A 24,404-nucleotide genomic window follows, 5' to 3' on the forward strand; every position below is an offset into this window, starting at 1 on the left:
GTTCTATACTGGCCGTGCAATTCCAAAAAAGGCGATAATTTTTTAATTGGTAGTGCCTATTTGGACGTAATGATCGACGGTTACGACCTCCCACCAAATGCACCTGGACAGTATCTTCCACTCCGTGAGGACCAACGTCTCCCGAAAGCATACTTCCCAGACAAACTCCCACCCAGGCTTGATCTCTCTGATGAGGTTATCGTTGAACACGGACGAGCAATGTGGGCGCTTGGTCGTCTCGAGGGATTGGGCAGCGAGATTGACAACCCTGGTGCAGTATTCAGCTCGTTCGTTTACAAGGAAGCAGAACAGTCTTCGCGAGTTGAAGGTACCGCCGTCACAGTCTCCGACATATACCGTTACGATGTGGATCAACTAACGTTCCGAGAATCTGCAGAGAATGACTACGAGGCCGATGTCGGGGAAGCTCGGAACTACATCCACGCGCTTGATGAGGCAGTATCGTATCTGCGCACAGCAGGGTTCAATCGCTCCAGTCTCACCGTTGAACTGATAAAGCAACTCCACAGGAAATTGCTTGAACAAGGTCGTAGTGATGACGAGGACCCGCTACCTGGACAGTTTCGTCCTGGGTTTGCTGTCATCGAGGAGGACATCCCACGTGGGTTTGGAACGCGTGTCCGGTTCGTGCCTCCCAAACCAGATACTGTTGTGGGTCTGATGGAGGATCTTCAACGCTTTATACAGGGAGGCAACTCTCTGCCCACATTGATCGACGTAGCTGTCGCTCACTACCAATTTGAGACGGTCCATCCATTCAAGGACGGTAACGGCCGTGTCGGCCGCATCCTCGTCGTTCTAATGCTTATCGCCGGTGGGTTGCTTCACTACCCATTGCTTTCTCTAAGCGCCTATATCGAACGTCGTCGCACCGAGTACACAGATCTTCTTTTAGCTGTAAGTGAGGAGGGCAAGTGGGATGAGTGGCTCCTCTTTTTCCTCCGAGGAATCCGCGAACAAGCTGAAGAAGCATTTGTACGGGCAAAATTGCTCATTAACACACGTCAGAAATACGTGACCGAATATGCTGAGCAACCGAAGTCGGTTCGGAGTCTTGCTCTCTCGTTGTTTAAAGATCCATACTTCACGGTTAGAGAAGCAAGCGAACGAATTGATGTCGTCTACCAGACTGCGAACAACGCTGTTGATCGCTTAGAAGCAGACGGGGTCGTTACGGAAATCACCGGAAACAAACAGAACCGCGTATTCAGAGCAGAAGAAATAATGGATCTCGTAGAACGTCCTGCAAAGGGTCTGCCTGACGCGGCAGAACTCATCGATGTTGAACACGCGTGGAACCTTCCCGATAGACCACTTTGAGACTCGCACAGAATACAAATTCAAGAGAATGTGGCACCCTCCTTGGTGTGGGTTAGTTCGACTCGATGAGACGGTCTCTGCGGGCGTCTTCGATGTCCTCGAGCGTTTCTGTCTCTAGTAGTTGTTCGACTTTGCGTTCGAATTGTGCTTCAGTCAGTTCGCCTTCTGCATAGCGACGCCGAATTGTCTCAAGTGGGGTTTCAGCGGGCGTTGCTGCTTTTGTAGGAGTCTGTGATTCTGTGTCGGGAGTCGACGATGTGTTTGTCTTCGACCTCCACGACCCGGACTGTTGCCAGTCGTCGTATTCTTCGTCGTCGTATTCTTCGTCAAAGATCATACTCACGACTGGGATAAACACAATATATCCGAAGAGGAGAGCACCGATCCACCAACTGTGACCGATGAGCAAGAGCGAAAGCCACACACCGGTGACGAGTGTGGAGGCGATTCCAGTTGCATTTTTTCGTATCCGTTCTGCGGGGGAACTATTTGTCACAGAGGATATCTATAACACTTGTTAAAAAATGAATTGTATGTGGTTATCGTGAGGGTGACGTCGCAGTTGAGATGAGTTTTGATTCAGCTTTCCGGAGATGCTCGGCCGCCGTGCTAGGCGAGCATTCTAACACCGCAGCGATATCCTTCGTATTAGATTTCCGTGGTACTTCGTAGTATCCGAGTTCAACAGCAACATCGACGGCCTCGCGCTGGCGTCTACTCAACTGTGTCTCCAGAACGGCAGCCATCGAAGTTAGTCCACTGATTTCCTCTATCGTTACGTCAACTACGTCGGGCACACTCTCAACTGCGTGTTGAATTTCGCTATCTGGACCGAAAACGGAGAACGTCACTGTCCCATCTTCGTGATACCGTATGGGTGGGACAACTACTAGCCCACCATGTGTGATCGGGCCAAAGAGGTCACTCAACTCATTAGTGGTTGCATCCCGGATATAGACGTAGAAGGCGTCTGCTCCAGCCGTTTCAATATCGTAGTCGAGCACCTCCGGAATATCTGCAATGGCGTTCTCAAAGGCAGCAGCATCACCGACAGCGAAGTGAAGAATCCCGAATGCGTCGCCAGTGTAGTTCCATTGGAGGGCGGTTGCACGCTCGATGAAGGGGGCGTTCGCCCACAGGTCATACATCGGGTGGATGTCGGCCTCACGCCCACCTGCGGTGATTCGGACCCGTAGATGCTTCATAGCCGGGGTGACCAGACCAGTCAAAATAAACCCCTCCCATGGGTCCGGCAGCAGCGACTCAGCTCACCACACAGAATATGTGTGTATGAAGGTGTTCATCACGGGCGCAACAGGTGTTCTCGGTCGGCGACTCGTAGCCCAACTCACCACTCACGGCCACGAAGTAGTTGGACTTGTACGCGATGATGCAGGAGCCGACCTCGTAGAACAGAATGGGGCCATTGCACGATACGGAGATGTCCTTGACCCCGAGACACTACGACAAGCGATCGACGACGATACTGAAGTCATCGTCCATGCTGCGACAGTCATTCCAAGGTCACCAAAGCCCAGCAAGGACGAATGGGCGCAGAACGGTCGTGTCCGAAAAACGGGGATGCAGAATCTGCTCGAAACCGCTCCCAGTGAGTTGAAGCAGGTGTTGTTTCCGAGTGTGGTGTGGGTTGCGCGTCAACCTGATGGGTCTTGGTTCGATGAGACCGCTGACCGATATCCAGATAGAGCCACACAGTCTGCCGCAGAAGTCGAGAGGCTCCTCCAGTCACGTGCAGCAGTCGACGATTTCGAGGCAGTGATTCTTCGGTGTGGGTTCTTCTATGCAGCAGATGCTAGAGACACCCGACTCTGGGGAGAGAAACTCCTTGAAGGCGAACTCCCCATTGTCGGTGGTGGGCTGCTTGGCCAACAGGATGCGAAACTTTCGTTTGTGCATGTTGACGACGCAGCATCGGCGTTCGTTGCAGCTATCGAGGCTAACGCGAATGGTCTCTATCACGTCGTTGACGACGAACCAGTGAGCGGAGCCGCGTTCTTCGAGCGGCTGGCGGAGTTGTTGGATGCTCCAGAACCACGTCGGATTCCGGGCTGGCTCGCCCGGCTCTTCATCGGAAAGGTCAACGTCAACGGATTCACGAGTCCGATGCCAACGACGAACGAGAAAATCAAGACCGAACTTGACTGGCAACCAGCATACCCTTCATTCGAGGAAGGCCTCAAGCAGGTGGTTGAGAGCTGGCAGACCAACGGAACAGTCACCGGCTCACGTGAAGAGTCAATCACTGAAACAAAAATCTCGATATAGAGCGTAGTGACGTGGCATTCGATACTCTCAACGGTTCAATCGTACGCTGGCGATGTTGCGGACGATGCACAATCAAAAACCAGCGTCTTCCTTTTTGGCATATGACAACAGTAAGCAAGCCAGCAGCCCCATTAGTCACTATATCGATCATATGCGATCATCGTTCCAATGAGCGTCGTGAAGAACACGAACACAACAATAGCTCTAGAGGGAGTTCTCGGCTCAGCACTTCCTCCAACAAAAAAGATTGCAACCATACCTACAACCAGAGCAGCCAACAAAGAGAGAATATAGATTTTGAATCCTCGAGCGATATCTGCCCTTTGAGCCATACATTCACTTCATTCTACTCACTCTTCAAGAGGAGGAAACCTCTTACAGTACCAGAACAATCGTAGGACTGTCCTCTCCATGTCCTCGATACTACTGGTAGCAGGCATTGTCCTCCTCCCCATCGCAGCATTCGCAACCGTCTACGGTCGTCGTCAACACCGAAAAAGTACGCTCATCAAGGATACCGAGACAACTGACGTTCGAGATATCAAAGAGGAAGGCCTCGTCGAACTCAAAGGCACCGTACGCGAAGACGACACCTTCGACTCCCCGATAAAAGGCGAACAGAGCGTGCTCTCAGCATGGGAAGTCGAAGAATGGAACGAGACGGGTGACTCCGAGATGTGGGAGACACGTGCCGAAGGCATCTACGCAACTCCGTTTGGTCTCGATGACGAAACTGGGTACGTCCGCGTTGAGGTCGGCACCCACGTGAAAGACGCCTCGACAGGCACAGGAATCGACGAGATCCAGATCGGCCCGATTAACTTCGACCGATATCTCTCGAATGGCGTTTCCGTCGACAATCTCCTCGCGTCACTCAGCAGTTTCTCCGTCGAAACCACTGTCCGACCGGACACTGAGCCTCCCGAACGCATCAAAAACTTCGTTCAGGGAGAATCTGGAGTCACCACGCAGACCGACTCGATTACCAACATCATCGACTTTGGAAACGCCCACGGTGAACGTCGCTACTACGAAGGGACGCTTGGTCCCGGCGACGACATCTATCTCCTTGGGCAAGTTCGCGCCAGCGAAACCGCAACACATCCACTGAAACCCGACGACGTCGTTATCACCCCGCCAGAGGACGGCCAGTTCATCATCTCCGATAAGCCCGAGTCCGAACTCGCAGATTCGTTCAGTACGTACAAATACGCGTACGCTGGTGCGTTGATAGCGGCTGTCTCTGGTATCGCCGCCCTCGCCATCGGCGCGGGCGTCGTGTGAGCAAACTGCCGGTCAGTAACCCACGACTGAAGTCGTGGGCTTCCTCCTTGCATCTGTGTGAGCGAGCGAACGGAAGTTCGAGGAAGACAAGCGAACCTATTTCAATATCTGTTTGTTTGCAGTCACATGTTAGTAGTTCATGGCTGTCAGTCACCTCCTCCCAGTAGGGATTTTTCTTGGACTGTAGTTCGCAATAAGTACTCTCTGCGCACCGGTTTTTGCGAGTAAGAGCTGTCGACGACTCCTCAACGCAGGCCCATCTAACCACGCTGTCGCAAACTACCTTGCGGGCATCGGAGTTCTCACTCTCGTCCATGTCGCGCTTGTTTTTGGTGGCGGACTATTCAGTGGCTTCTTTGGAATTCAAACACCGCTGTGGGCGCTCACTGCAACGCTCATCGCCGCCGGGGGCAGTTGGATAGTCACTGGCTTCGTGCTACCATACTATGGCTTCTGGGAGCCCTCTGGTTCAGGCTTCGATGGACGAATCATTCTGGGTCTTACGGCCATCTGGTACGTCGTCTGCACAGTTATCCTCGGCGTGGTCTTCGTGTTTGCGTGGTTTGTCGCATTCTACCCTGGGTAAGACCTTCCCCGTAACGAGCGACGAAAATCTCTCTCGTGAGTGGAGTTTCACGGAAGGTAGGTGGCGAGGAAGTTGACAATGCGGTCAAGTCGTTCGTTGATCTGGTTTTCTGGATTGTCTTCTTCGTCGGAGTCGGAGGACATCACTCGAAATACAGGGCATTTGACTAGATAGTTTCTTCGCTGGGGTCTGACACTCAATGACCATGATCAAGACCGGTACTGACGGACGCGACAGCACTCGTCAAGGTCAAAAACGAGCGAATCGTCCTCGAGTTCGACCGTGAGTTCGAGAGAGCTATAATCACTGTCCAAGTATTCAACGTCACTCGCGCGAGCCAAATCATGTGGTCCGAGTTGTGCGTCTATTGGATCCAACCCATGGTCGATGTACAGTGTTTCAATCGCTGGGTGGCCAAGGACAGTATGTGCAACGGGGAGTGGGTACGTGAGCCAGCAGGCGTCGCAAGCGACTGTTGCATATGGAACGTCGTCAAGTAAGTACGAATCAGGGATGGATTCACCTGGATACGAGATGCCAGCAGTGCCCCAGCACTGTGGGCAGACTCCATTACGAAAGAGTCGGACGTCGCACGCGTGTTTTTGCAGAGTAATTTTGATGATGTCTGAAAGTGGTCGGTCAGTTGCCGCTCGAGGAGGGAGTGGATATGCAACTGCAGCGCCGTGGGTGGGGCATCCGACGTACAGGTGATGGTCTTTGTAGGTTGCAAGAAGCGTGTCATCACAGTGTGGACACTGGTAGTCTGTTTGCTGTTCTTTGATTTTGACTGACGTGTCGGTGTAGGTCCCGGCTCGGATTGCGGAGGCAATTTTGAGGGCAGCTACACGGGGACGATACTGGCCGTCGATTTTCCGGACGAATTGATCTTGAAGTTCTGTGAGGTGGTAGCTGAACCGGCTGGTGTCTTTGATCCCGACTTTTTCGCGCAGTTGTGAGAATGTGGGCCACTCTGCGGTCCATGCGTCGGTGTAGTGGTCTGCGAGCGCGAGCAGGATTCGAATACGGGTTTCATCAGTTAAAACGGCATATGTGTCCTCGTGGGGTTCGTCTCCAGGGTCCGCCATGTAGAATGATTTGGGATTACCAGCGGTGTGGGTTTCGAATTAGATATCAATTTGTCAACTTAACAGTCATCCAGATAACACTTACAAGCAAAACACGAGTCTCCCAACCCGTGTCAGACCCAACCTCCACACCACCAACACATGGTGACGAAACTGAACACACCAACAGTGGCATTGCACGCACAATAGCCGTCGTTGGCGGTCTAATCATAGCCACACTAATAGCAACCTTCACAACGGCACTGGTGACAATCACCGTCATTGGCCGAGACGCAGGTACAACAACCACATTCGTCGCCAGCCTTCTCGGAACTGAACTCACATTTCTCCTTATCGGAGCCATCTACCTCCACTTCCGCCCATCACACCGACTACTAACCAAGCTCCCAACCCGCGAAGCATCTCCAGTCCTCCTTATCGGACTCCTTTTGAGCTTCATTACTGCCTTTCTCTCCATCGCAATCACTGACACGATCATCCCTGCGATCGAACTCTCACCCGGCTATGCCGAATACAGCCAACTCAACAGCGTAACCGGGACAGGACTTCTACTCGCAGCAATCCTCTCGCTGATAGTAGTCGGACCCGTCGAAGAGTTCTTCTTCCGAGGCGTGGTGCAAACTCGACTCCGCGAAGCCCTCACTCCCGTAAGCTCGATTATAATCGCTGGCGCTGCATTCGCCCTCTTTCACGTCTATACCGTTGCATTGCTCGCGCCACCCGCTGCAGTACTCATCCACATGTTAGCCTACTACACTTCGATGGGGATGATCTTCGGCTGGGTGTACCACCGAACAGAGACCCTCACTGCTCCAGCACTCGTCCACGGAGTATTCAACGCGACCATCTTCCTCATTCCTCTGGTGGGCTGACACCATCACTACTTAAGATATCGGCGATGCCCGTTCTCGATGAAGAATCGTGCGTCTGTGAAGCAAACCCATATTCTTAAGCATAGACCTGTGAAGAATCCCTGCATGAACGTTTCCGCGAAGACGTCAACCCCCTCCACAGTGGACGCACTCGCAGTACAATCTGGGGCCGTAGGTCTCCTTGTGGTCTATGGGTCGTTGCTCGCTGCGATTGTGCTCTCACCGACCTTTGGTTGGACCACCAGCGCACTGTCAGACCTCGGTGCAGTCGATGCCCAGCGAATGTGGATTTTCAACGGTGGATTGATTCTTGGTGGGTTCTTGCTAGCGATTTTCGTCCGTGGAATCGTCGCACAGACCACGCATCGGACCAAACAACTCGGGGCGATCGTCCTTGGAACCGCGTACGTTCTCAGTATCTTCGTGGGCGTCTTCCCACACCCGACGCCACTTCACAACCCTGTTGCGCTCACACAGTTCGCACTCATCCCGATTGGACTGTCGATTTATGCAATCGGAAGTCTCTCACAGGGAGTGTCGACGATGGGTCTTGCAGCCACCGTCCTTGCACTCTCTGCTTTCGCAGGTGTCGGTTGGTTGGTGACAGTCGTCTCTGGGGGCTCACAAGGGATTGCACTCCCCGAACTCGTCGTCGTCGCCTCGCTCGATATTTGGACACTAGGGATGCTGTTCCAGCGGGTCAAACGGTGATCGACTACGAGGTCCAACTGCCGAGGATATGCATTGAATCTCAAACCTGATTTCGGGAAGATTCTGAGCTGTTCAGGCGAAAAAGGCGGGGAGATAACCTGCCATGACGACGACTGAGTAGGTGTTGCCCAATGCGTGTGCAAGTGTGGGTCCTGTGAGATTGTCGTACTGCAGTCGCATCCACCCGAATAGGACTCCAGAGAGTGTCGAGAACACGACACCGGATACGCCACCGATAAGCAGATGAATGCCTCCGAAAAAGAGACTTGACCCGACGATGGCGATCGTAGCGCTGTACCGTACGCGAATCGCGTCAAAGACGACTCCACGGAAGAGGATTTCCTCGACAATCGGAGCGATGAGAATGGCACTCACAGCGAGTACGAGCGTTCCGGAGAGTGAGTTGAGTGAGTCGCTAGAGGATTCGCCTGCGCCAAGAACTGTGGCTGTGTGCGCAGCAATCGGGTCGATGAGAACTGTGATGAGTAACGCGATGACGATCGCACTAGCAGTCTCTTGTCGAGAGGGGATGCGAAACGGAAGCATCTTTGAGCGGGTCACTGGTGAGAGCCAGTTGAATAAGATGCCGACCACGGCGACGGATGACACAGCATAGACACCAGAAGGCGTGTTTGGGACTGGCGAGCGACCAACTGTCGTATACAAGATGGTGAGTGCGATGGTAGTGAGTAGGAGGGGACTGAGAGCGATTCCAAGCCATCGCCAGAGGCTGACTCGATGAAGGGTTTCGATTTCGGAGGGTGGATTTGCTCCCATGGCTAGTATGTGTCTCCGCCACAGAGTTATTAGTGAATTTTCATTTCAGGACCGCGATGATTCGATGATCTGTCCCAACACCCGAGCAACCAAACGGTCATACCTGCCGGCCAGCCGTGCCAATACGAACCCACGCAATTGCAGTGACAGCCAACACCCCCGCAAGCGGGATGAACAACAATCGCATTGCGAAGCCGACACCCGAGTCCCCGATTACGAATCCCATCAGTGCAGGCACCGCAGCAATGCCACACGAAGACACAACCAATCCAATCGCATTCACCGGTGCACTATGCTCGGGAGCACTCTCAGTCGCATACGCGAGCAGTGTCGGATACAGCCCAGACAGCGTCAGTCCGATACAGAACACACCCACGAGCAACCAGATTCCGGACGCAATCAGGAACGTGTACCCAGCCGACACCAAACAGAGACCACCCAGTCCGAACGCCAAGGGCACGTATCCAAATCGCTTCGACAACGACCCCGCAACGAATCGTCCCGGAATATACGCAACCAACAACACGCTCAACGACACCGTCACAAGCGAACTCGAGAGCCGTCCCTCTGCGTACGTGGTCAACCACGTGAAGAGCCCCCCTTCAACACCGGTTGTGAGTAAGATCCCGGCTGCCATCACCATCACTGCCGGACTTCGACTGATTCGACGCAACTCCTCGAAGGTGAGGGGGTCGTCACCTCCACCATCGACCGACGGGCTTGGTAGGTACCAGATGAGTGCCGCAAGTGGAATGAAGCACGCACCAAGCGCGTAGTATGCGAGCTGCCAGTCTTCAGCCCAGAGTGCCGCCGCAACAGTGAGCGGGCCAAGCGTCGCGCCAACGGCCCACATCATATCGTAGTACCCGAACAACTGACCGCGTCGACGTGGATACAGATGGCTCAGGAGTGGTCGATCGCTTCCGCGCCCGATTCCGCTGAACACGCCACGTAGGACTAGTGCTCCCAAGAACAATCCAAACGACGGGACCGCCCCCATCAAGAACACACCCAGACCGGTGCCTACAATCCCAACGAGGAGGAGTCGTCGAGTATCTAATCGACCGGCGACGGCACCGACGGCAGCCACGAACACGAGAAAGCCTGCCGTTCCTGCGGGCGCAACCATGCCGAGAAGCCAGTTGGGTGTGCCGAAATCAGTGCGAAGCGCAGGAATGATTGCGCCCTGCATTTGGAGCGTTGCGCCCTCGAGTGCGGCGAACCCGAATATTGCGAGTGTCCACCAGCGACGGCTGTTGGAGTGTTGTGTGGTGTCGCCGTCGGTGGCCGTTTCCATGTAGTGACCACACTCCACTGTCGGAAAAATATTTTGTAGATAGTACTATAATCCTCTACCATGACTCAGGACTCCCTTCGAGAACACCTCACGGCCTTTGGTTTCTCCGAGAAAGAGACCGAAGCCTATCTCGTTATCCTCCAATCGGGAGCTGCAACAACGAGTGAGATTTCACAAGAAGCCGGAATCTCCCAGGCGTACGTCTACGACCTCGCCACGGAACTAAGCGAGCGTGGGCTCATCAGTATCGACGAAACCGCAAGCCCAACCCGCCTTCGAGCCCGGCCACCCGAAGAGGCACTCGGCAGTTTCACCGATCGGCTTGACCAACTGAACACCGACATCGAAACCCTCTATCACCGTTCGGAAACACCCGATCCAGCTGTCGAAATCGTTCACTCACGCACCACTACACGCAAGCGAATCATTCGAGCGATCGAACACGCACAGAACGAAGTCGTGCTTACCGTTCCAGCAACTACGTTCACACATCTGCGAGAACCGCTCAAGGCGGCTCGCAATCGTGGCGTCACAATCTATCTTCAGCTTGTTTCCCCAGTAGAGAACCTCGCAACTGACGTTGACTGGCAGCAGTATGCAACCATCGCCAAAACGTGGGACGCAATCCCGCCAGTCACCGTTGTCGCCGACGAGAAATCTGGTGTGATGGGGTCTCACAGTATTCTTTCGAGTCGACATGGCTCTGCGTACGCGCTCGTCTTCTCCCAGCAAGACATCGCCGGTGGGTTCTTCGGCAATGCCATCAGTAACTTCTGGCCAATGGGTGAAGTCTGCTTCACCGCAGACCCCGATCCGCTGCCAGCGACGTACCACCACGCTCGGACTGCTGTAACCAACGCTGCACTGCACTCAGCGGAGGATCGAGCGCTTGTAGCCGATGTAACGATTCGGGCGGTCGGATCTGAAGAGACAACCACATACGAACGTGTTCCAGTTGTCGAGATTCGCCAGAACCTCGTTGGAGAGCCGACCAACGAATTTCCGATCGAGAACAATCTCGTGTTCGACACACCGGACGGACGCATCGCAACCGGCGGCAGTGATGGAAGTCTCCAACCGTTCTACGAAGGCTATGGGATGGTCTCAGTGACGTTGTATGACGAGAGAAATCACAAAAACTGATCAATCTCGGCATCGTCGTGAGCATCGTCTTTCTATCTCTTGTTCGTCACTATCTTCTAGAAAACACATTCTGAAAATCTGAACAATATCCTGCAGTCCATATTCAGAAAAATTATAAGTAGCCAATCAAGCAGTCAGAGTGAAGACCGAAATTTGACTGATATCCAAAGACATCCATTAGATGATTGAGCTCGTACTCACCGCATTGGGACTCGGCGTTGCTGGATTAGATCCCACAAAGGCGTTGCTTGCTGCTGGAGCGCTCAGCGGTGGGGCTCGCAAACAGGATGTCACTCTCTATGGAGTGGTGTCGATTGTCGGCACAATCGTGTCTGGAACGATTCTGTCTTTGGTGCTTGGTCCTCGCATCGCAGAACTCGACTGGACGCTCTTTGTGCCAACTGACCCGGTGATAGCAACACTCGAGGTCGGGCTTGGTCTCGGGTTTCTCATCTGGGGACTCGTTCGTATTCGTAACTCTGTGGCACATACGTCCAGTTCACGCGTCTCTCATGGAACGAGCCTGCCGGCCCTGGTCGGGTTTGGCCTGTTTTTTGCCCTCACGGCATTCGTCGACCCAGCGTTTGCGTCCCTCATCGTCGTCGCCAGTCGGGAAACGTCGCTTTGGTCAGTCGTTGCTGCCCATTCCGTCTGGATACTCATCTCGCAAGCACCACTGATCGTAATCATCGGTGCGATACTGTGTGGGAAACATGAGACCGTGGTTGCTGAATTCCAGTGCCGCTGGCGGCAAATCCGTCCCACAGTGCGTCGTTTGGTTACGATTGCACTGTTCGTCGCGGCCACGATTTTACTCTCCGATGCCGGCTGGTGGTTCTTCACTGGCAAATTTCTCGTCCTGAGTTGAACGGGGTCAATAGAATCCTCACCGTGGCATCCTGTGTGAGTACCACGAGGTCAATTCTGAGAGACACACCAGTATCCCAAACCCCACGACAGTTCTCGCCTCGAAGAATCGAAGTACTATTCAGTCGAGACGGCCACGAGGTGACAATGTCTCAATCGACCTACGTAATTGGCCACCAGCAGCCTGATACGGATACGATTTGCTCTGCAGTGGCGTACGCACGCCTCAAAGAAAAACAGGGAGCAGACGCAGTCCCCGCCCGAGCCGGAGAACTCAACCCTGAAACGCAGTTCGTCCTTGAGCGATGGGATGTCGACGCTCCCTCGCATCTCGAAGACGCCAGCGGGGAACAACTGATACTCGTCGACCACAACGAGCACAGCCAAACCGTGACTGGCGCGCGAGAGGCCGAAATCATGGAAATCATCGACCACCACCGCATCGGGGACGTCGAAACGAGCAGTCCCATCCTCTTCCGAAACGAACCCGTGGGGTCGACCGCAACGATTCTCTCTGAACTGTTCGACGACGCAGGCGAAACTCCCTCGACGCGAACTGCTGGACTCCTCCTCAGTGGCCTTCTAAGCGACACAGTCGTTCTTCGCTCTCCAACGACAACCGACCGAGACCGAGTCGTCGCAGAAGAACTCGCCGAGATTGCAGGCGTAGACTACGAGGAGTACGGAAAGGAACTGCTCACCCACAAAAGCAAAATCGGTGAGAAAACGCCCCGAGAGATGATCCTCAGTGACTTCAAAGAGTTCGAGTTCGGCACTCACGAGTTGGGGATTGGGCAAATCGAAACGGTGGAACCCGCCGTCGTGTTGCATCAGAAAGACGCCGTCCTCGAAGCCATGGATGATGTCGCCACAGAGCGAGAGTATTCGGCGTTCGTACTTCTCGTAACAGATCTTCTCGAAGAAGACACGACCGCGCTTGTTGCGGGCGACGAAATCGAGACCGTTGAGGCTGGATTGGATACGGCGTTCTCAGAGCAAGAAGCGTTCCTCCCGGGTGTCATGTCCCGAAAAAAGCAGGTCGTACCGCCGCTGGAAGACGCATTCAGATAAACTTCGAATCCGGGTTCCTAGAGACTCTTTTCAGCTAACAATCGTCTGCTTTCGGCAGATGGTACACGACAGTTGCTCCACACGAGTTGTGTTCGCTAAAGGTGAGCTCCCCGCCGATGGATTCGATATACCACTTCATAACCCACAGGCCGAGTCCAGAACCATGAGAGAGGTCGCTAACTGCTTGACGCTCATCGAGCGCATTCCGTTCCATCTCTGGAATTCCCGGACCTTCGTCGCTGATCTGTATCTGGACTTTCCGAGGATTGTCTGGGCCCAGCAGACGGGTTTCCACGACTACTGGTGGTGCTTCTAGCCCTGAGTGGACGATTGCATTCTCCAGTGCGTGTTGTAATGCGACCTGCAGTCGGGTGGGGCCCTTGATACGGACATCCAAGTTGGATTCGACCCCGATGTCTGCGTGGGGATATGCTGCTGTAATCTCGTCTATTGCGTCAGTGATTGGGGTACTAAGATCTGCTTGGGGAAGCGACGGAGACTCTGGCCGGAAGACGGCCTGAATTTGTCCGACTTTCTTGCTGAGTGCAGCAACATCATGTGCAGTTGAGCTTACGACATCTGCGTACTCTTTCTCCGTTTCAGACTTCACCTGGTCTGCGATCAGATCAGTGTATCCGATCACGACGTTCATGCTGTTTCGGAGATTGTGCCGCAAAACCCGGTTGAGGAGTTTGACGCGTCGGGTCTGTCGCTTTTGCTCTGAGATATCCGAAATGAATCCCTCCAAGGCAACGATTTCTCCGTTCTCGAAGATGGCACATCCTTTCTCTGTCACCCACTTTTTCTGTCCGTCCGCTGTTTCGATTTGATAATTTATGTTGAACGGCTTTCCAGCAGCGATCTGTGTCTGCGTGATTTCCCAGACTCGATCGTGATCTGCTGAATGGATGACATCGGTCCCAAAATCGATCTCCCCCTCGATGAGTTCCTCCTGTGCGTACCCAGTGAGTTCTTCGCAGCCTCTACTGACAAACTCCATGGGCCAGTCAGGTTCGTTCGAGCATCGATACACGATTCCCGGGAGGTTACTAACGAGCGTATCGAAGCGACGTTGATTCTCAGATTGTCTCTGCTCTGTTCGATATCGCGTGACTGCCTGTGCAATTCGAGCAGCAAGCACTTCGATGCGATCACTTTGTTCGCTCGGCTGGATAACATCGTTTGCACCGATCGCAAGTGCATCCCGAACAAACTCGTCAGAGGCATCCTTCTGGTAGAACACAAATGGGAGGTCTGCTTTTGCTTCTTGCGTGGCCCTAAGAAACGAAAGTTTCCGGCTATCTTCTAACTGCACACCGCTCACGACACAACTGACATCAGTAGATTCGACGCGACTAAGCGCATTTTGTGAAGAACTCTCGGAAATCGTTGATGTGGTCTCACCATGGCTCTGTAAGAGTGAGTCGATCTGTACTACTGTCTCTGTGGGGATATTCACATACAGTACAGTAGATGAATCATTGAGATTTGGAGAAGACCAGGCACACATACGCTCTTTCACGACATATATGCTTAGAGAACAAAACTGTGCTGGAGGTTATCATATACTGCGTGTTTCGCGCGTTTAGTATTGGATCTTCGATATTTCGAAGCAAACTCGACACCAGTCAAGTTCAGCGAGAACTGTGATATGAGACAGATTCGTGTCTGAATCGTCGCCTCGTTTGCGACTAACCTAGTGTTGTCTCAAGAACAAATTCAGAGCACTTATACACACTCAAACTGAATGTCAGTCGTAGTGCCATGTGGCACTACTCACTCCCATTTCCTAAGAAAACGAGTGGCTACTACTGTCGTCGGAGAGTGAAGCCACAGATACTGGCCAACAGTGCAACGACTGCGAGCAACATCGAGAATCCAGGCGTCGTCGTACTCGTTGTCTCGCTCGAAGTCGTAGATGTCGCGTTGGGCGTGATAACATCCGAATCGGTCTGTGCCGACGTAGTGGTCGCAGGTTCGGTTGTCGACGGAGTCGAACTGGATGTCTGAGTGGTCGTCTCTTCAGACGGTGGCGACGTAGTTGCGGTAGCTGTCGTCGTATTGTTTGGTTGCACCGTTGTAGTCGCCGCTGTTGTCGTCGTATCATCGGACGGTCCATCCTGACCGCCTGATGAACCCCCGCTTCCAGCATTGGTCGTCTCTTCGTTTACGACGACTTCTTGCGTCTGCGTGAGCGCCAGCAGTTCGTTTCGGTCGTTGTAGGTATCGGTCCCACGAACCGTGGTGTACAGTTCATACGTACCGCTCGAATCGAAGGTCACGGATGCGACGTACTGGTCGCCGTCTTTCGTTGCAGTCACTCGCTGTGTGGCTTCTCCCTGTGCGACGACTGCAACCTCCACTTCGTTCATTTCAGGCGCATCCTCACGCGGAGAGACTTCGATCGTGACCTCGGTCGATTCGCCGGCTGTCGTCGACTCAGGAACCGACTGGGAGACATCGTATCCGTTGACTACAACCGGCTGAACTTGCTCGATGTCTCCTTGGGGTCCGTATACCAGAGCAAGGTACGAACCGGGTGTGAGCGGCCCCGTATCGAACGAAACTGTGCTAGAGCCCGATTGGAGATCACTTCGATACTCTGACTGTTGTTCACTATTGTAGAGCAGAACGCGATAGCTCTCACCATCTGGTCCATCGGCATTCACGACAATATCCTCACCAGGCTCAACCGAGCCAATCTCAGAGACGTCATAGTCGGTCCCCTGGAGTGTGAGTGTACGATCTGGGACGTCTACACTGTTTTCGACGCTAATCGAGTAGTCCGGATTATCTGCGAGGACAACTGTCCCTCCCGAAAGTAAGAGGAGAGCAGAGATCAGGACGGCGCCTACGCGTGCGTACATACGTGAAGATGCAGTGTGACCTGCTTGAAAACTATTCCGTTCAGTACTTTGTCTATAGCGCAAAATATCTGCAGGCGTTGAGAACGAATCTCCCCGATTCTACGGTATCTGAGGATGTACCAGCTTACATATGTTAACCGTAAATAATATCAACTAAGAAGATAGACAGCACACGATGACATTCAGTTCTAAAAAAGTAGGGGCTGTCTGTCTTGTGTTTCTCATGGTGGTTTCGACTATGGGGGTACAAGGCGTCGCAGCGATCGGGAGTTCACACTCTCAATCGCTGGGATCTGATGCAGTCCTATTTAACTCAGACTCCACTGAGTTAGAAAGCGAAAGTACAGACGTAACTAGTCAAGTGAGTGTGTGGGACTATGCTCCCTTCTCGATGCGAGCAGGACAGTTCCAGGAAGGAACTGTCGACATCGAAGCTCCTTCAGCGTCTCTGACGACCGACGAAAAGAACATCCCGCTAAACAAAAACGTTCTAGTCGTCGGTAACGTCAACGAGGAGATCGAACTTAACTTCAGAACCCGTACTGGTACTGTAGACACTTCGCAGTTTGCCGGAGAGGACGTCCAACTCGTCGTTGCCAGAATGGGTGACGGATTCGACAGCCAATCCGGTCAGGAAATGCTTGAGCAGTCCAGCGCGGATGAAGAGTCGTTCGAGCAGACTGTAAACGACAACGCAGAGTTCGTTGAGGTCATCGAAGGCGACGACCTCACAATTGACGAAGAGGGTAACCTCCAGACCTCCTACACGCCGACTGAGGCAGGTCACTACGCGTTCTTCCTCGCCCAGCCGCTCGACAAGGGAGACGGCTTCAGTACACACAACAACGACCTCTCCGTCTCTGGCGAGACTCGGATTATCGGCATGGAGTCCGTGCCTGTCCAGACGCGACGCTCGTCGGCAGACCTCGTACGAGATGGTAAAGAGGTTGAAGCAGCAGAGAACGAGGACGTCTACGCGGACCCTGGCGAGACGCTCACCTTCAAGGTTGACTCGCTGTTCTCGTCCGAAGGCGAGTACCCTGACTCGACCGAGCACATGGTTCTCGTCTATGAGAAGTCCACGTTCGTAAACAGCAACCTCGATATCACGGTCACGAAAGACGACGACGGCAACATCGAGGATGTCAGTACGACGAGTGACATTACGTCGGTCAACGGCCACGTAAACGTCGCCGAAGAGTCGACTTCCTTCCAATCGATGGGTGATGGGGAACTGAACCCGACGATGAGCATCAACAGTGCTGGTGAAATCGTCTCGGAGGCTCACGAAGACGACTCCGACGACGGCCAAGAGATTGATGCATCACTTACCGCAATCTCTGGAGACTCCCAGGATACGGTCAATGTCGAAACCAACGAAGATTGGGACGAGACGAAGTACGTCTACGTCCACATCGCAGTCGGTGACGACCCGTCGCAGTTCGCAGTCGACCAAGGTTCGCTCTGTCTGAAACCAGAGGGCGAAACCTGTTACGACCCCGGTGAAGAACCCGACGAGGGTGACAACTCCGGTGACGGCGATGGCGACGACTCCGAGAACGACGGAGACGACGACAACAACGCTGGTGGCGGCGGTGGCGGCGGCGCACCCGCTGGTGGCAGCGACGATGGTGACAGCGGTCCGGACCGCATCAAAGCCAAAGAGAGCAACGGTCAGATGACCGCCAGCACTGGCACGGTCTTCGCCGGCCAGACTGTCGGCTTCAACGTTGACAACGATGGTTCGCTCAAGAACTTCGACATCACGATGGAGAACACGGTGTCGGGCTTCAATGTTGACTACGCTGACCTCGACAGTCAGCCAGGCAGCGTCACGACGCCGCCGATGTCGGCTGTTCGCTTCTTCGAGGTGAACGCAAACGGCGTCTCTGACGACGACATCGACAACGTCAAATTCAATTTCCGACTCGACAGTTCGGAACTCCCAGAGGGCGTCTCGCCTGACGACGTCCAACTGCTTCGCTTCCACGATGGCGAGTGGCAGACACTCGAAACGAAGCACCGCAACGGCGACAACTACCGTGCGAGCTCGCCTGGCTTCACCGTCTACGCGATCGGCTACGATGAGCCTGCACAGCCGTCCTTCGCACTGAGCAGTCCGTCGCTTGCTGGGACGACCGCCTCGGTCGGACAGGCAACTGAGGTTTCCGCAACCGTCGAGAACACCGGCGATGCAGCAGGAACCTACACCGTCGACCTCACCGCCAACGGTGACGTCGTCGACACGAAGGAAGTCACCGTGCCCGCTGGCGAAAGCGAGCAGGTGACCTTCTCGGTCAGCTTCGACGAAGCAGGCACGTACGACCTCGCAATCAACGGCGAGGCACTTGGTGCGATCACGGTTCAAGACGAACCGGTCGACCAAGTTGATAACAACGACGACACCAACGATGGTGACGACGAGACTGGCGGCAGCTTGCTCTCCGGTCCGGTCGTCCTCGTATTGGTCCTGATCGTTGTCGTGATCGGCGTGGCTGTCGCGCTCGCAAAGCGCGAAGACCTCCAAGAAAAGCTCAAGTAACGACTTCCGTCGGATACTTTTTTGTAGTAGTCTCTGAAAGTCGCGTTCAATGAGAATAGCGAATAGCACGACGTCTACTGGTCCCCAGACGTCCGAGAACGCAGATAACCAACAGACGGCGCCCGTAGTTCAGTGTCAAAACGTCACTCGAAGCTATACTGGGCGCGGTTCTGGGAGTCTCTTGGGCCGAAAAGAACACACCCAAACCGTAACCGCGGTTTCGGATGTTTCAGTCACTGTCCGAGAACGCGAACTCGTCGGGATTGCAGGTCCAAGTGGGAGTGGCAAATCGACGCTGCTTCACCTTCTCGCAGCACTTGACGTTCCCACCTCGGGTGTTGTAACCGTCAACGGCACGGACACGAGCTCGCTCAGTGAACGCGCGCTCGCGCGTATGCGACTGAACAATATCGGAATCGTATTCCAGCACTTCTACCTCCTCCCTGCGCTCTCTGCACGCGCTAACGTCGCCCTCCCACTCGTCGAACTCGGACTGAGTCGCAAAGAACGCCGGTCACGTGCATCAACCCTCCTCGAAAAAGTCGGTCTCGGCGATAGGGAGTCGCACAAACCGAGTGAACTGAGTGGGGGCGAACAACAGCGCGTCGCTATCGCACGAGCGCTCTCAACGAAGCCAAAGCTGCTCATTGCAGATGAGCCAACTGGCGAACTCGACACCGAGACCGGGGCCTCCATTCTGGATCTCTTCGATGACCTGCGAGACGAGTGTGCACTGGTCGTTGCTTCTCACGACCAACAGACGCTCGACCGTATGGATCGAGTTGTTCGACTCCAAGACGGGGAGCGCATTGACGACCATGCGTAGGTCACGACAGTTTCGACGACTCACTGGCCTCATTCGACTGGCTGGTGCTCGTATCCGTGGTCGGCTTACCACGTCTTCCAGTCGAGTCATTCTGAGCATGAGTGGCGTTGCACTCGCTATCATGCTCTTGACCGTCGTGACTGGCGTATCACTCGGCCTTGCTTCGCAGTCGGCTATCCAGAGTGAATCCGTTGATTACTGGATCGTCCCTGAGGAGACCGGCCAGTCTTCGATTGCGGTCGAAGTCGATGGCCCACAGCTTGGCGGTGTTCACAGTGCTGCAGAACGGCTTGGAAACGACGATCGCGTAACATACGCAACTCCTGTACAGACGCATATCACACGCGTGTCTGGCCCCGATGGCACGAGTGAGTACATTCTCCTCGTCGGTGTGATTCCAGATGATACAGACCGGGAAGTGTCCGGACTCTCTACTGCTGGCTTAGAACCCGGTGACCCATACTACGCCGATGGTGCGTACAACGGTCGGTGGACGGGTGATCTCGTTGTAAGTGACGGCACTGCAGACTTACTCAACGCCTCTTCTGGGAGTGAGCTCACAGTCGAAAGCGGCGATACAGAGAGAGGGCTGTCGGTCGTCAATGTCACCGAGGGGAACATGCAATCGGGTGCTGGAACGTTCCCAATCGGGCTCGTCCACCTCTCCGAACTCCAAGAGATCTCTGGGAGTACGGGCGGTGACCAAGCAAATCAGCTACTCGTCTCGACGAACGATCCAAGCGTCAAACCGCAGTTGGCCTCACTGTATCCCGGGACTGACGTCGTCACGCAGACTGGGTTTGCAAGTCGTGACGTTTCGACGTCGAATCTGTCGCTTGCAATCGGCTTAGCCGCATTCGTCACCGCGCTTGTGACGGGGGTCTTACTCGTGGCGACAATTATGGGACTCGAAATTCTCGCAGATCGTTCGACTCTCGCACTCTTGGGCGCAGTGGGGTATTCTGCTCGCTCGCGCTCGCTTCTCGTGCTCACGGAGACTGTCATCATAACACTCGCCGGTGGCCTCGTTGGAGTCGTCCTTGGTGCCGGTGGAATCGTTGTCGTGAACGCGCTCTCGTATGACCTACTGGGCGTGGACTCGATTGCGCTGTTCGATCCGCTGATGTTCGGCTACGGACTCATCGTCGCCGTTCTCATTGGACTCGTCGCTGCGCCATACCCAGTGTGGTTGAGTCGTCGAGTAAGCCCTGTGGAGGGACTCCAAGAATGAGCTGGTTGACCCGAATCAGTGGTGGCACGTCAGTGGCGATTGCCCAACTCAAACACGAGCGAATGCGAACCGTCTTGGCGGTTGTTGGACTGGCGCTTGCCGTTCTTGCAGCAACGCTTCTCGCCAGCGTCGGGACTGGCGTTGTTGCCACTGGCCAGGAAAAATTCGACACATCCGGGCGGGATCTCTGGATTACTGGTGGGACGGCACGTCTCACACCCGGTGCTGGTGGCGTGGAAAATCCCGTGATGGATTCACACAAGCTTCAGGATACGCTCGAAGCTCGTGATGATATCCATACCGCCTCACCACTCGCGTTCAAGACTGTGTACGTAGGAAACAGCACGTCAGAGTTCGAGACGTTCGTTGGTGTCGGCGGCCCCGCTCGAGGGAAGTCTGTCCAAATCACCGAGGGAGAAGCAATCAGTCAAAAGGATATCCACTACGCGAACGGCACCTACGAGGGGCCGATGCTCAACGAGGTCGTCATCGACCGACAGACCGCGAACGCACTCAACGTTTCTGTCGGAGATACGATCTATATTGGTGGCACGCTTGCAAGTGCACGGCAGCACGAATTCACGATTGTCGGTATCTCACCGACGTACTCGAATTTCCTCGGTGCGCCCACGGTGGTCGTCCCCCTCAGCGAACTCCAGGAGGTGACTGGGACAACTGGTGGCGACCGGTCGACGATGATCTCTGTGTCGTTGACTGAGGGTAACAGCCCAGAGCAGGTTGCTTCCGAACTCGAAGCAGAATATCCCCAGTACACTATTCGGACGAACCAAGAGCAATTCGAGGCGACACTGCAACGACAGGCAGTGGTCATCGCAAGTGGACTCTGTCTCGTTGCACTCGCGTTTGTCGCAGGGATTGCGCTCACGGTCAACTTACTGCTCTCGCTTGTCTATCAGCAACGAAAGCAGTTTGCCGCCTTCAGAGCGCTTGGTGGATCGACGGCGACACTTTCGACTGTCGTTGTCGCGCAAGCACTGATACTGGGAGTACTTGGTGGAATCCTCGGTGTCGCACTTACGATTCCAGCGGCTGATCTCCTCAACGTCCTCGCAGCGCAACTCGTCGGGTTCGAGGGACTCGTGCAGGCCTCTGATCAGGTTCTTATCGCGGGACTCGTTCTCGCGCCGGTGATGAGCGTTCTTGGCTCTGTGACCGCTGTCTGGCGTCTCAGTCGAATGTCGCCGCTCACCCACCTCAACGCATGAGTGAATCCCACGCCGACTCGGCCGTCGGAAGCCGATAGGTTGGTAAGGCACCCCTCTCTGACAGGTAATTATGACAACCGTTCGCCGAGCGCGGTTCATCAACGCACAACTTGGGTGGATGCTCGGCGTCCTTCTCGTATTGACGCTTCTCGAGTCGCTGACCCTTGAGTTGTTCTTTGTCTGCTCGCTCATCGGGTTTCTCGTCATCATTGAACTCACCGCTCCCTTCGCGGTGACGCCGACGTGGCGGAAACGACTCCGCTGGCTCATTGTTCTCGGACTGGCCGTATTCGGATACATTGTCATCCAACGGATTCTCTCCATTCTCCCACCGGGGGTGCTTTAGATGCGACTGTTCGGCCGTGAGTACTCGTATCCCGAACTGCTCCTCGGAGGGCTCATCGTCACTCTCTGTGTCGCAACGTTGTTTGCGGCGAGTACGTCTGCGGCCTCATTTGGCGTCTATAACGCCGGGTGGAACGGTGCCTCCGGACTGCAGTCACTCACCGAAGAAAGCGACACGACAACCGAAATCGGGCTCAACACCTCAGCGTATGAGGAGACACCAGCGAACGCTACGGCCTTCATTCTCTCTCCTGATAGTGGCTACTCGCCACAAGAGCGGACACACGTGAACTCGTTCGTGAGAAATGGCGGTACCCTCGTTGTCGCAGAGGACTATGGGCCACACAGCAATCGCTTACTCCGTTCGATTGGCGTCTCTGCACGATTCGATGGACGAGTCCTCAGAGACGAACGGGAAAACTATCGATCCCCAGCGATGCCTGTTGCGACAGGCGTCAACGAGACACCGATGACCGAAGACGTGGATCAACTCACGCTCAACTACGGGACGGTCATCACAGCGAACAACAGCACGGTCGTCGCTCGCTCATCGCAGTTCAGTTACCTCGATACGACACCGAACGGTGAACTCGACGACAACGAAACGCTCAGTCAGTATCCAGTGGTCGTCACCGAGCAAGTAGGAGACGGTCGCGTGATTTTGGTCTCTGACCCTAGCTTGTTCATCAACTCGATGTTGGAGCGACCAGGCAATCAGCAGTTCAGCCAAAACCTGATCTCTGATACAGAATACGTGCTGTTCGACTACTCGCAGACAGAGCAACAACCACCGTTGGCGGTTGCACTCTTGACGCTTAGAGAGTCGACGTTCTTGCAGGTGCTCGTCGGTCTACTCAGCTTCGGGGCCATCACAGCGGTTTTCAGCAGTAACCCCAAGGCGAGACGTTTCCGACAAATACTCTCGCCACTGCGTCGAAACGACTGAGCAGCCATTGTACACTGATTTTCCTCGACTCCCAATGACAGGTGTTTTTAACGACACAGCATCAGGAGGATGATAATGAGTCAGAATAGTGCGGCGACATTCTACGACGCTGTCGAGAGCGCCTCCGAGACAGTTCTTTTAGGAAACGAGGACGTCCTCGAACGTCTCAGTGTCGCACTGTTGACCGACGGGCACGTGCTGCTTGAGGGAGTCCCTGGCGTTGCGAAGACGACAATTGCGAACGTCTTCGCGCGCGCGACGGGCCTCGAATCGAACCGGATCCAGATGACACCAGACATCCTCCCCGCAGACATCACAGGGACGACGATTTATCGGATGCAGACTGGTGAGTTCGAGCGTCGAGAGGGACCGGTGTTTTCGAATCTCGTCATTGCAGACGAGATCAACAGAGCAACGCCGAAGACACAGAGTGCGCTGTTGGAAGCAATGCAGGAAGGGTCTGTCAGCCTTGATGGCGAAACGCTGGCGTTGCCATCGCCGTTCATGGTGGTTGCAACGCAGAATCCCATCGAGATGGAGGGGACCTTCGAACTCCCTGAGGCACAGCGAGATCGCTTCCAACAGAAACTGATCGTGGACCTCCCGACCGAAGACGTCGAGCATGCGTTGTTGACACGCTTCGACGACGACCCACAGTTGTCTCCGAGTGAAGTCGAACAGAGTGTGAGCGAGGCCGAATTGGAGGCTGCACGCAACGCAGTCGCAGACACGTACGTCGCAGACAGGGTCAAACAGTACATCATCGACATCGTCCACGCGACACGAGCAGACGACGAAATCGAGTTCGGTGCCTCTCCACGTGCGTCACTGGCGTTGCTTCGAGCGAGCAAGGCTCGTGCAGCGATTCACGACCGTGAGTACGTTATTCCAGACGACATCAAAGCGTTGGCACCGGCTGTGTTCCGGCATCGACTGCTTCTCAGTACGGACGCTGAACTCAGTGGCCGGTCGACCGATGACGTGATCGACACGCTTCTGGAGTCGATCAGTCCACCTGAAAACGTCCAGCCCGAGGCGTCGACGCCGACGACGTAGTCCTTCTGCGGTCTCCAATTTCCCGAGTTGCTCTCTCCCTCTCTT

General features: G+C 54.5%; 23 protein-coding genes. 16 read left to right on the forward strand and 7 right to left on the reverse strand.

Annotated elements, in window-relative coordinates; translation table 11 throughout:
• The first annotated feature begins 69 nt into the window (after nt 1-69).
• Nucleotides 70-1,341: a Fic family protein gene (locus tag AUR64_RS11850; protein ID WP_058582157.1), complete on the forward strand. Its 1,272-nt coding sequence runs from the start codon at nt 70-72 to the stop codon at nt 1,339-1,341.
• Between the two features lie 52 nt (nt 1,342-1,393).
• On the opposite strand, the gene AUR64_RS11855 is transcribed toward AUR64_RS11850, so the two are convergent.
• Nucleotides 1,394-1,837: an SHOCT domain-containing protein gene (locus AUR64_RS11855; protein WP_058582158.1), complete on the reverse strand. Its 444-nt coding sequence runs from the start codon at nt 1,835-1,837 to the stop codon at nt 1,394-1,396.
• A gap of 43 nt (nt 1,838-1,880) precedes the next feature.
• Nucleotides 1,881-2,546: a helix-turn-helix domain-containing protein gene (locus tag AUR64_RS11860; protein ID WP_058582159.1), complete on the reverse strand. Its 666-nt coding sequence runs from the start codon at nt 2,544-2,546 to the stop codon at nt 1,881-1,883.
• 85 nt (nt 2,547-2,631) lie between these two features.
• Here AUR64_RS11860 and AUR64_RS11865 point away from each other — a divergent pair, with 85 nt between their 5' ends.
• The 3 genes from AUR64_RS11865 to AUR64_RS11870 all read left to right on the forward strand — a co-directional run bounded on the left by AUR64_RS11865 (nt 2,632) and on the right by AUR64_RS11870 (nt 4,911).
• A complete protein-coding gene (locus AUR64_RS11865) occupies nt 2,632-3,627 on the forward strand; it encodes an NAD-dependent epimerase/dehydratase family protein (protein ID WP_071391271.1) in 996 nt (331 codons plus the stop codon).
• 168 nt (nt 3,628-3,795) lie between these two features.
• Nucleotides 3,796-3,921 carry a hypothetical protein gene (locus AUR64_RS21255; protein ID WP_276203536.1) on the forward strand — a complete coding sequence of 42 codons (126 nt, stop codon included), beginning with the start codon at nt 3,796-3,798 and terminating at the stop codon, nt 3,919-3,921.
• A gap of 117 nt (nt 3,922-4,038) precedes the next feature.
• Entirely contained in the window at nt 4,039-4,911 is an 873-nt protein-coding gene (locus AUR64_RS11870) for a GIDE domain-containing protein (RefSeq protein ID WP_058582160.1), read from the forward strand.
• 795 nt (nt 4,912-5,706) lie between these two features.
• Here the strand turns inward: AUR64_RS11870 and AUR64_RS20115 are convergent.
• Nucleotides 5,707-6,582 (reverse strand): winged helix-turn-helix domain-containing protein, encoded by an 876-nt coding sequence (locus tag AUR64_RS20115; RefSeq protein ID WP_082230762.1) that lies wholly within the window; start codon nt 6,580-6,582, stop codon nt 5,707-5,709.
• A gap of 110 nt (nt 6,583-6,692) precedes the next feature.
• On the opposite strand from AUR64_RS20115, the gene AUR64_RS11875 reads away from it, so the two are divergent.
• Nucleotides 6,693-7,454, forward strand: a complete 762-nt coding sequence (locus AUR64_RS11875; protein ID WP_058582161.1) for a CPBP family intramembrane glutamic endopeptidase — start codon at nt 6,693-6,695, stop codon at nt 7,452-7,454.
• 105 nt (nt 7,455-7,559) lie between these two features.
• Complete coding sequence (locus AUR64_RS11880) at nt 7,560-8,165, forward strand: DUF998 domain-containing protein (RefSeq protein WP_058582162.1); 606 nt, start codon at nt 7,560-7,562, stop codon at nt 8,163-8,165.
• A 72-nt stretch (nt 8,166-8,237) separates the two neighbouring features.
• Here the strand turns inward: AUR64_RS11880 and AUR64_RS11885 are convergent, their stop codons facing one another.
• Both AUR64_RS11885 and AUR64_RS11890 read right to left on the reverse strand, forming a co-directional pair.
• Nucleotides 8,238-8,774: a CPBP family intramembrane glutamic endopeptidase gene (locus AUR64_RS11885; protein ID WP_162265541.1), complete on the reverse strand. Its 537-nt coding sequence runs from the start codon at nt 8,772-8,774 to the stop codon at nt 8,238-8,240.
• Nucleotides 8,775-9,039: 265 nt separating this feature from the next.
• The gene (locus AUR64_RS11890; protein ID WP_058582164.1) at nt 9,040-10,239 is read right to left on the reverse strand and encodes an MFS transporter; all 1,200 of its coding nucleotides are present in this window, start codon (nt 10,237-10,239) and stop codon (nt 9,040-9,042) included.
• A gap of 60 nt (nt 10,240-10,299) precedes the next feature.
• Here AUR64_RS11890 and AUR64_RS11895 point away from each other — a divergent pair, with 60 nt between their 5' ends.
• The 3 genes from AUR64_RS11895 (at nt 10,300) to AUR64_RS11905 (ending at nt 13,320) form a co-directional block, all read left to right on the forward strand.
• Complete coding sequence (locus AUR64_RS11895; RefSeq protein ID WP_058582165.1) at nt 10,300-11,382, forward strand: TrmB family transcriptional regulator; 1,083 nt, start codon at nt 10,300-10,302, stop codon at nt 11,380-11,382.
• A gap of 181 nt (nt 11,383-11,563) precedes the next feature.
• The gene (locus AUR64_RS11900; protein WP_058582166.1) at nt 11,564-12,250 is read left to right on the forward strand and encodes a hypothetical protein; all 687 of its coding nucleotides are present in this window, start codon (nt 11,564-11,566) and stop codon (nt 12,248-12,250) included.
• 146 nt (nt 12,251-12,396) lie between these two features.
• The gene (locus AUR64_RS11905; RefSeq protein ID WP_058582167.1) at nt 12,397-13,320 is read left to right on the forward strand and encodes a manganese-dependent inorganic pyrophosphatase; all 924 of its coding nucleotides are present in this window, start codon (nt 12,397-12,399) and stop codon (nt 13,318-13,320) included.
• A gap of 34 nt (nt 13,321-13,354) precedes the next feature.
• On the opposite strand, the gene AUR64_RS11910 is transcribed toward AUR64_RS11905, so the two are convergent.
• Together AUR64_RS11910 and AUR64_RS20505 are read right to left on the reverse strand one after the other, a co-directional pair.
• Nucleotides 13,355-14,635, reverse strand: a complete 1,281-nt coding sequence (locus AUR64_RS11910) for a sensor histidine kinase (protein WP_162265542.1) — start codon at nt 14,633-14,635, stop codon at nt 13,355-13,357.
• Nucleotides 14,636-15,128: 493 nt separating this feature from the next.
• A complete protein-coding gene (locus AUR64_RS20505; protein WP_155120590.1) occupies nt 15,129-16,187 on the reverse strand; it encodes a FixH family protein in 1,059 nt (352 codons plus the stop codon).
• A gap of 637 nt (nt 16,188-16,824) precedes the next feature.
• Between AUR64_RS20505 and AUR64_RS11925 the strand changes: the two genes are divergently transcribed.
• From AUR64_RS11925 to AUR64_RS11955, 7 genes are all read left to right on the forward strand, one after another.
• Nucleotides 16,825-18,729: a PGF-pre-PGF domain-containing protein gene (locus AUR64_RS11925; protein ID WP_155120591.1), complete on the forward strand. Its 1,905-nt coding sequence runs from the start codon at nt 16,825-16,827 to the stop codon at nt 18,727-18,729.
• Between the two features lie 49 nt (nt 18,730-18,778).
• A complete protein-coding gene (locus AUR64_RS11930; protein ID WP_058582172.1) occupies nt 18,779-19,555 on the forward strand; it encodes an ABC transporter ATP-binding protein in 777 nt (258 codons plus the stop codon).
• A 97-nt stretch (nt 19,556-19,652) separates the two neighbouring features.
• Nucleotides 19,653-20,786 carry an ABC transporter permease gene (locus AUR64_RS11935; RefSeq protein ID WP_240479605.1) on the forward strand — a complete coding sequence of 378 codons (1,134 nt, stop codon included), beginning with the start codon at nt 19,653-19,655 and terminating at the stop codon, nt 20,784-20,786.
• The gene (locus tag AUR64_RS11940) at nt 20,783-22,012 is read left to right on the forward strand and encodes an ABC transporter permease (RefSeq protein ID WP_058582174.1); all 1,230 of its coding nucleotides are present in this window, start codon (nt 20,783-20,785) and stop codon (nt 22,010-22,012) included. The genes AUR64_RS11935 and AUR64_RS11940 overlap by 4 nt, the downstream gene beginning before the upstream one ends.
• Before the next feature lie 70 nt (nt 22,013-22,082).
• Complete coding sequence (locus AUR64_RS11945) at nt 22,083-22,358, forward strand: hypothetical protein (protein ID WP_058582175.1); 276 nt, start codon at nt 22,083-22,085, stop codon at nt 22,356-22,358.
• Entirely contained in the window at nt 22,359-23,303 is a 945-nt protein-coding gene (locus AUR64_RS11950) for a DUF4350 domain-containing protein (protein ID WP_058582176.1), read from the forward strand.
• 75 nt (nt 23,304-23,378) lie between these two features.
• Nucleotides 23,379-24,359, forward strand: coding sequence for an AAA family ATPase (locus AUR64_RS11955; protein ID WP_082230772.1), 981 nt, complete (start codon nt 23,379-23,381; stop codon nt 24,357-24,359).
• The last annotated feature ends 45 nt before the right edge of the window (nt 24,360-24,404 follow it).

It is taken from the genome of Haloprofundus marisrubri (genome assembly GCF_001469955.1).
In the GTDB taxonomy this organism is placed as follows: Archaea; Halobacteriota; Halobacteria; order Halobacteriales; family Haloferacaceae; genus Haloprofundus; species Haloprofundus marisrubri.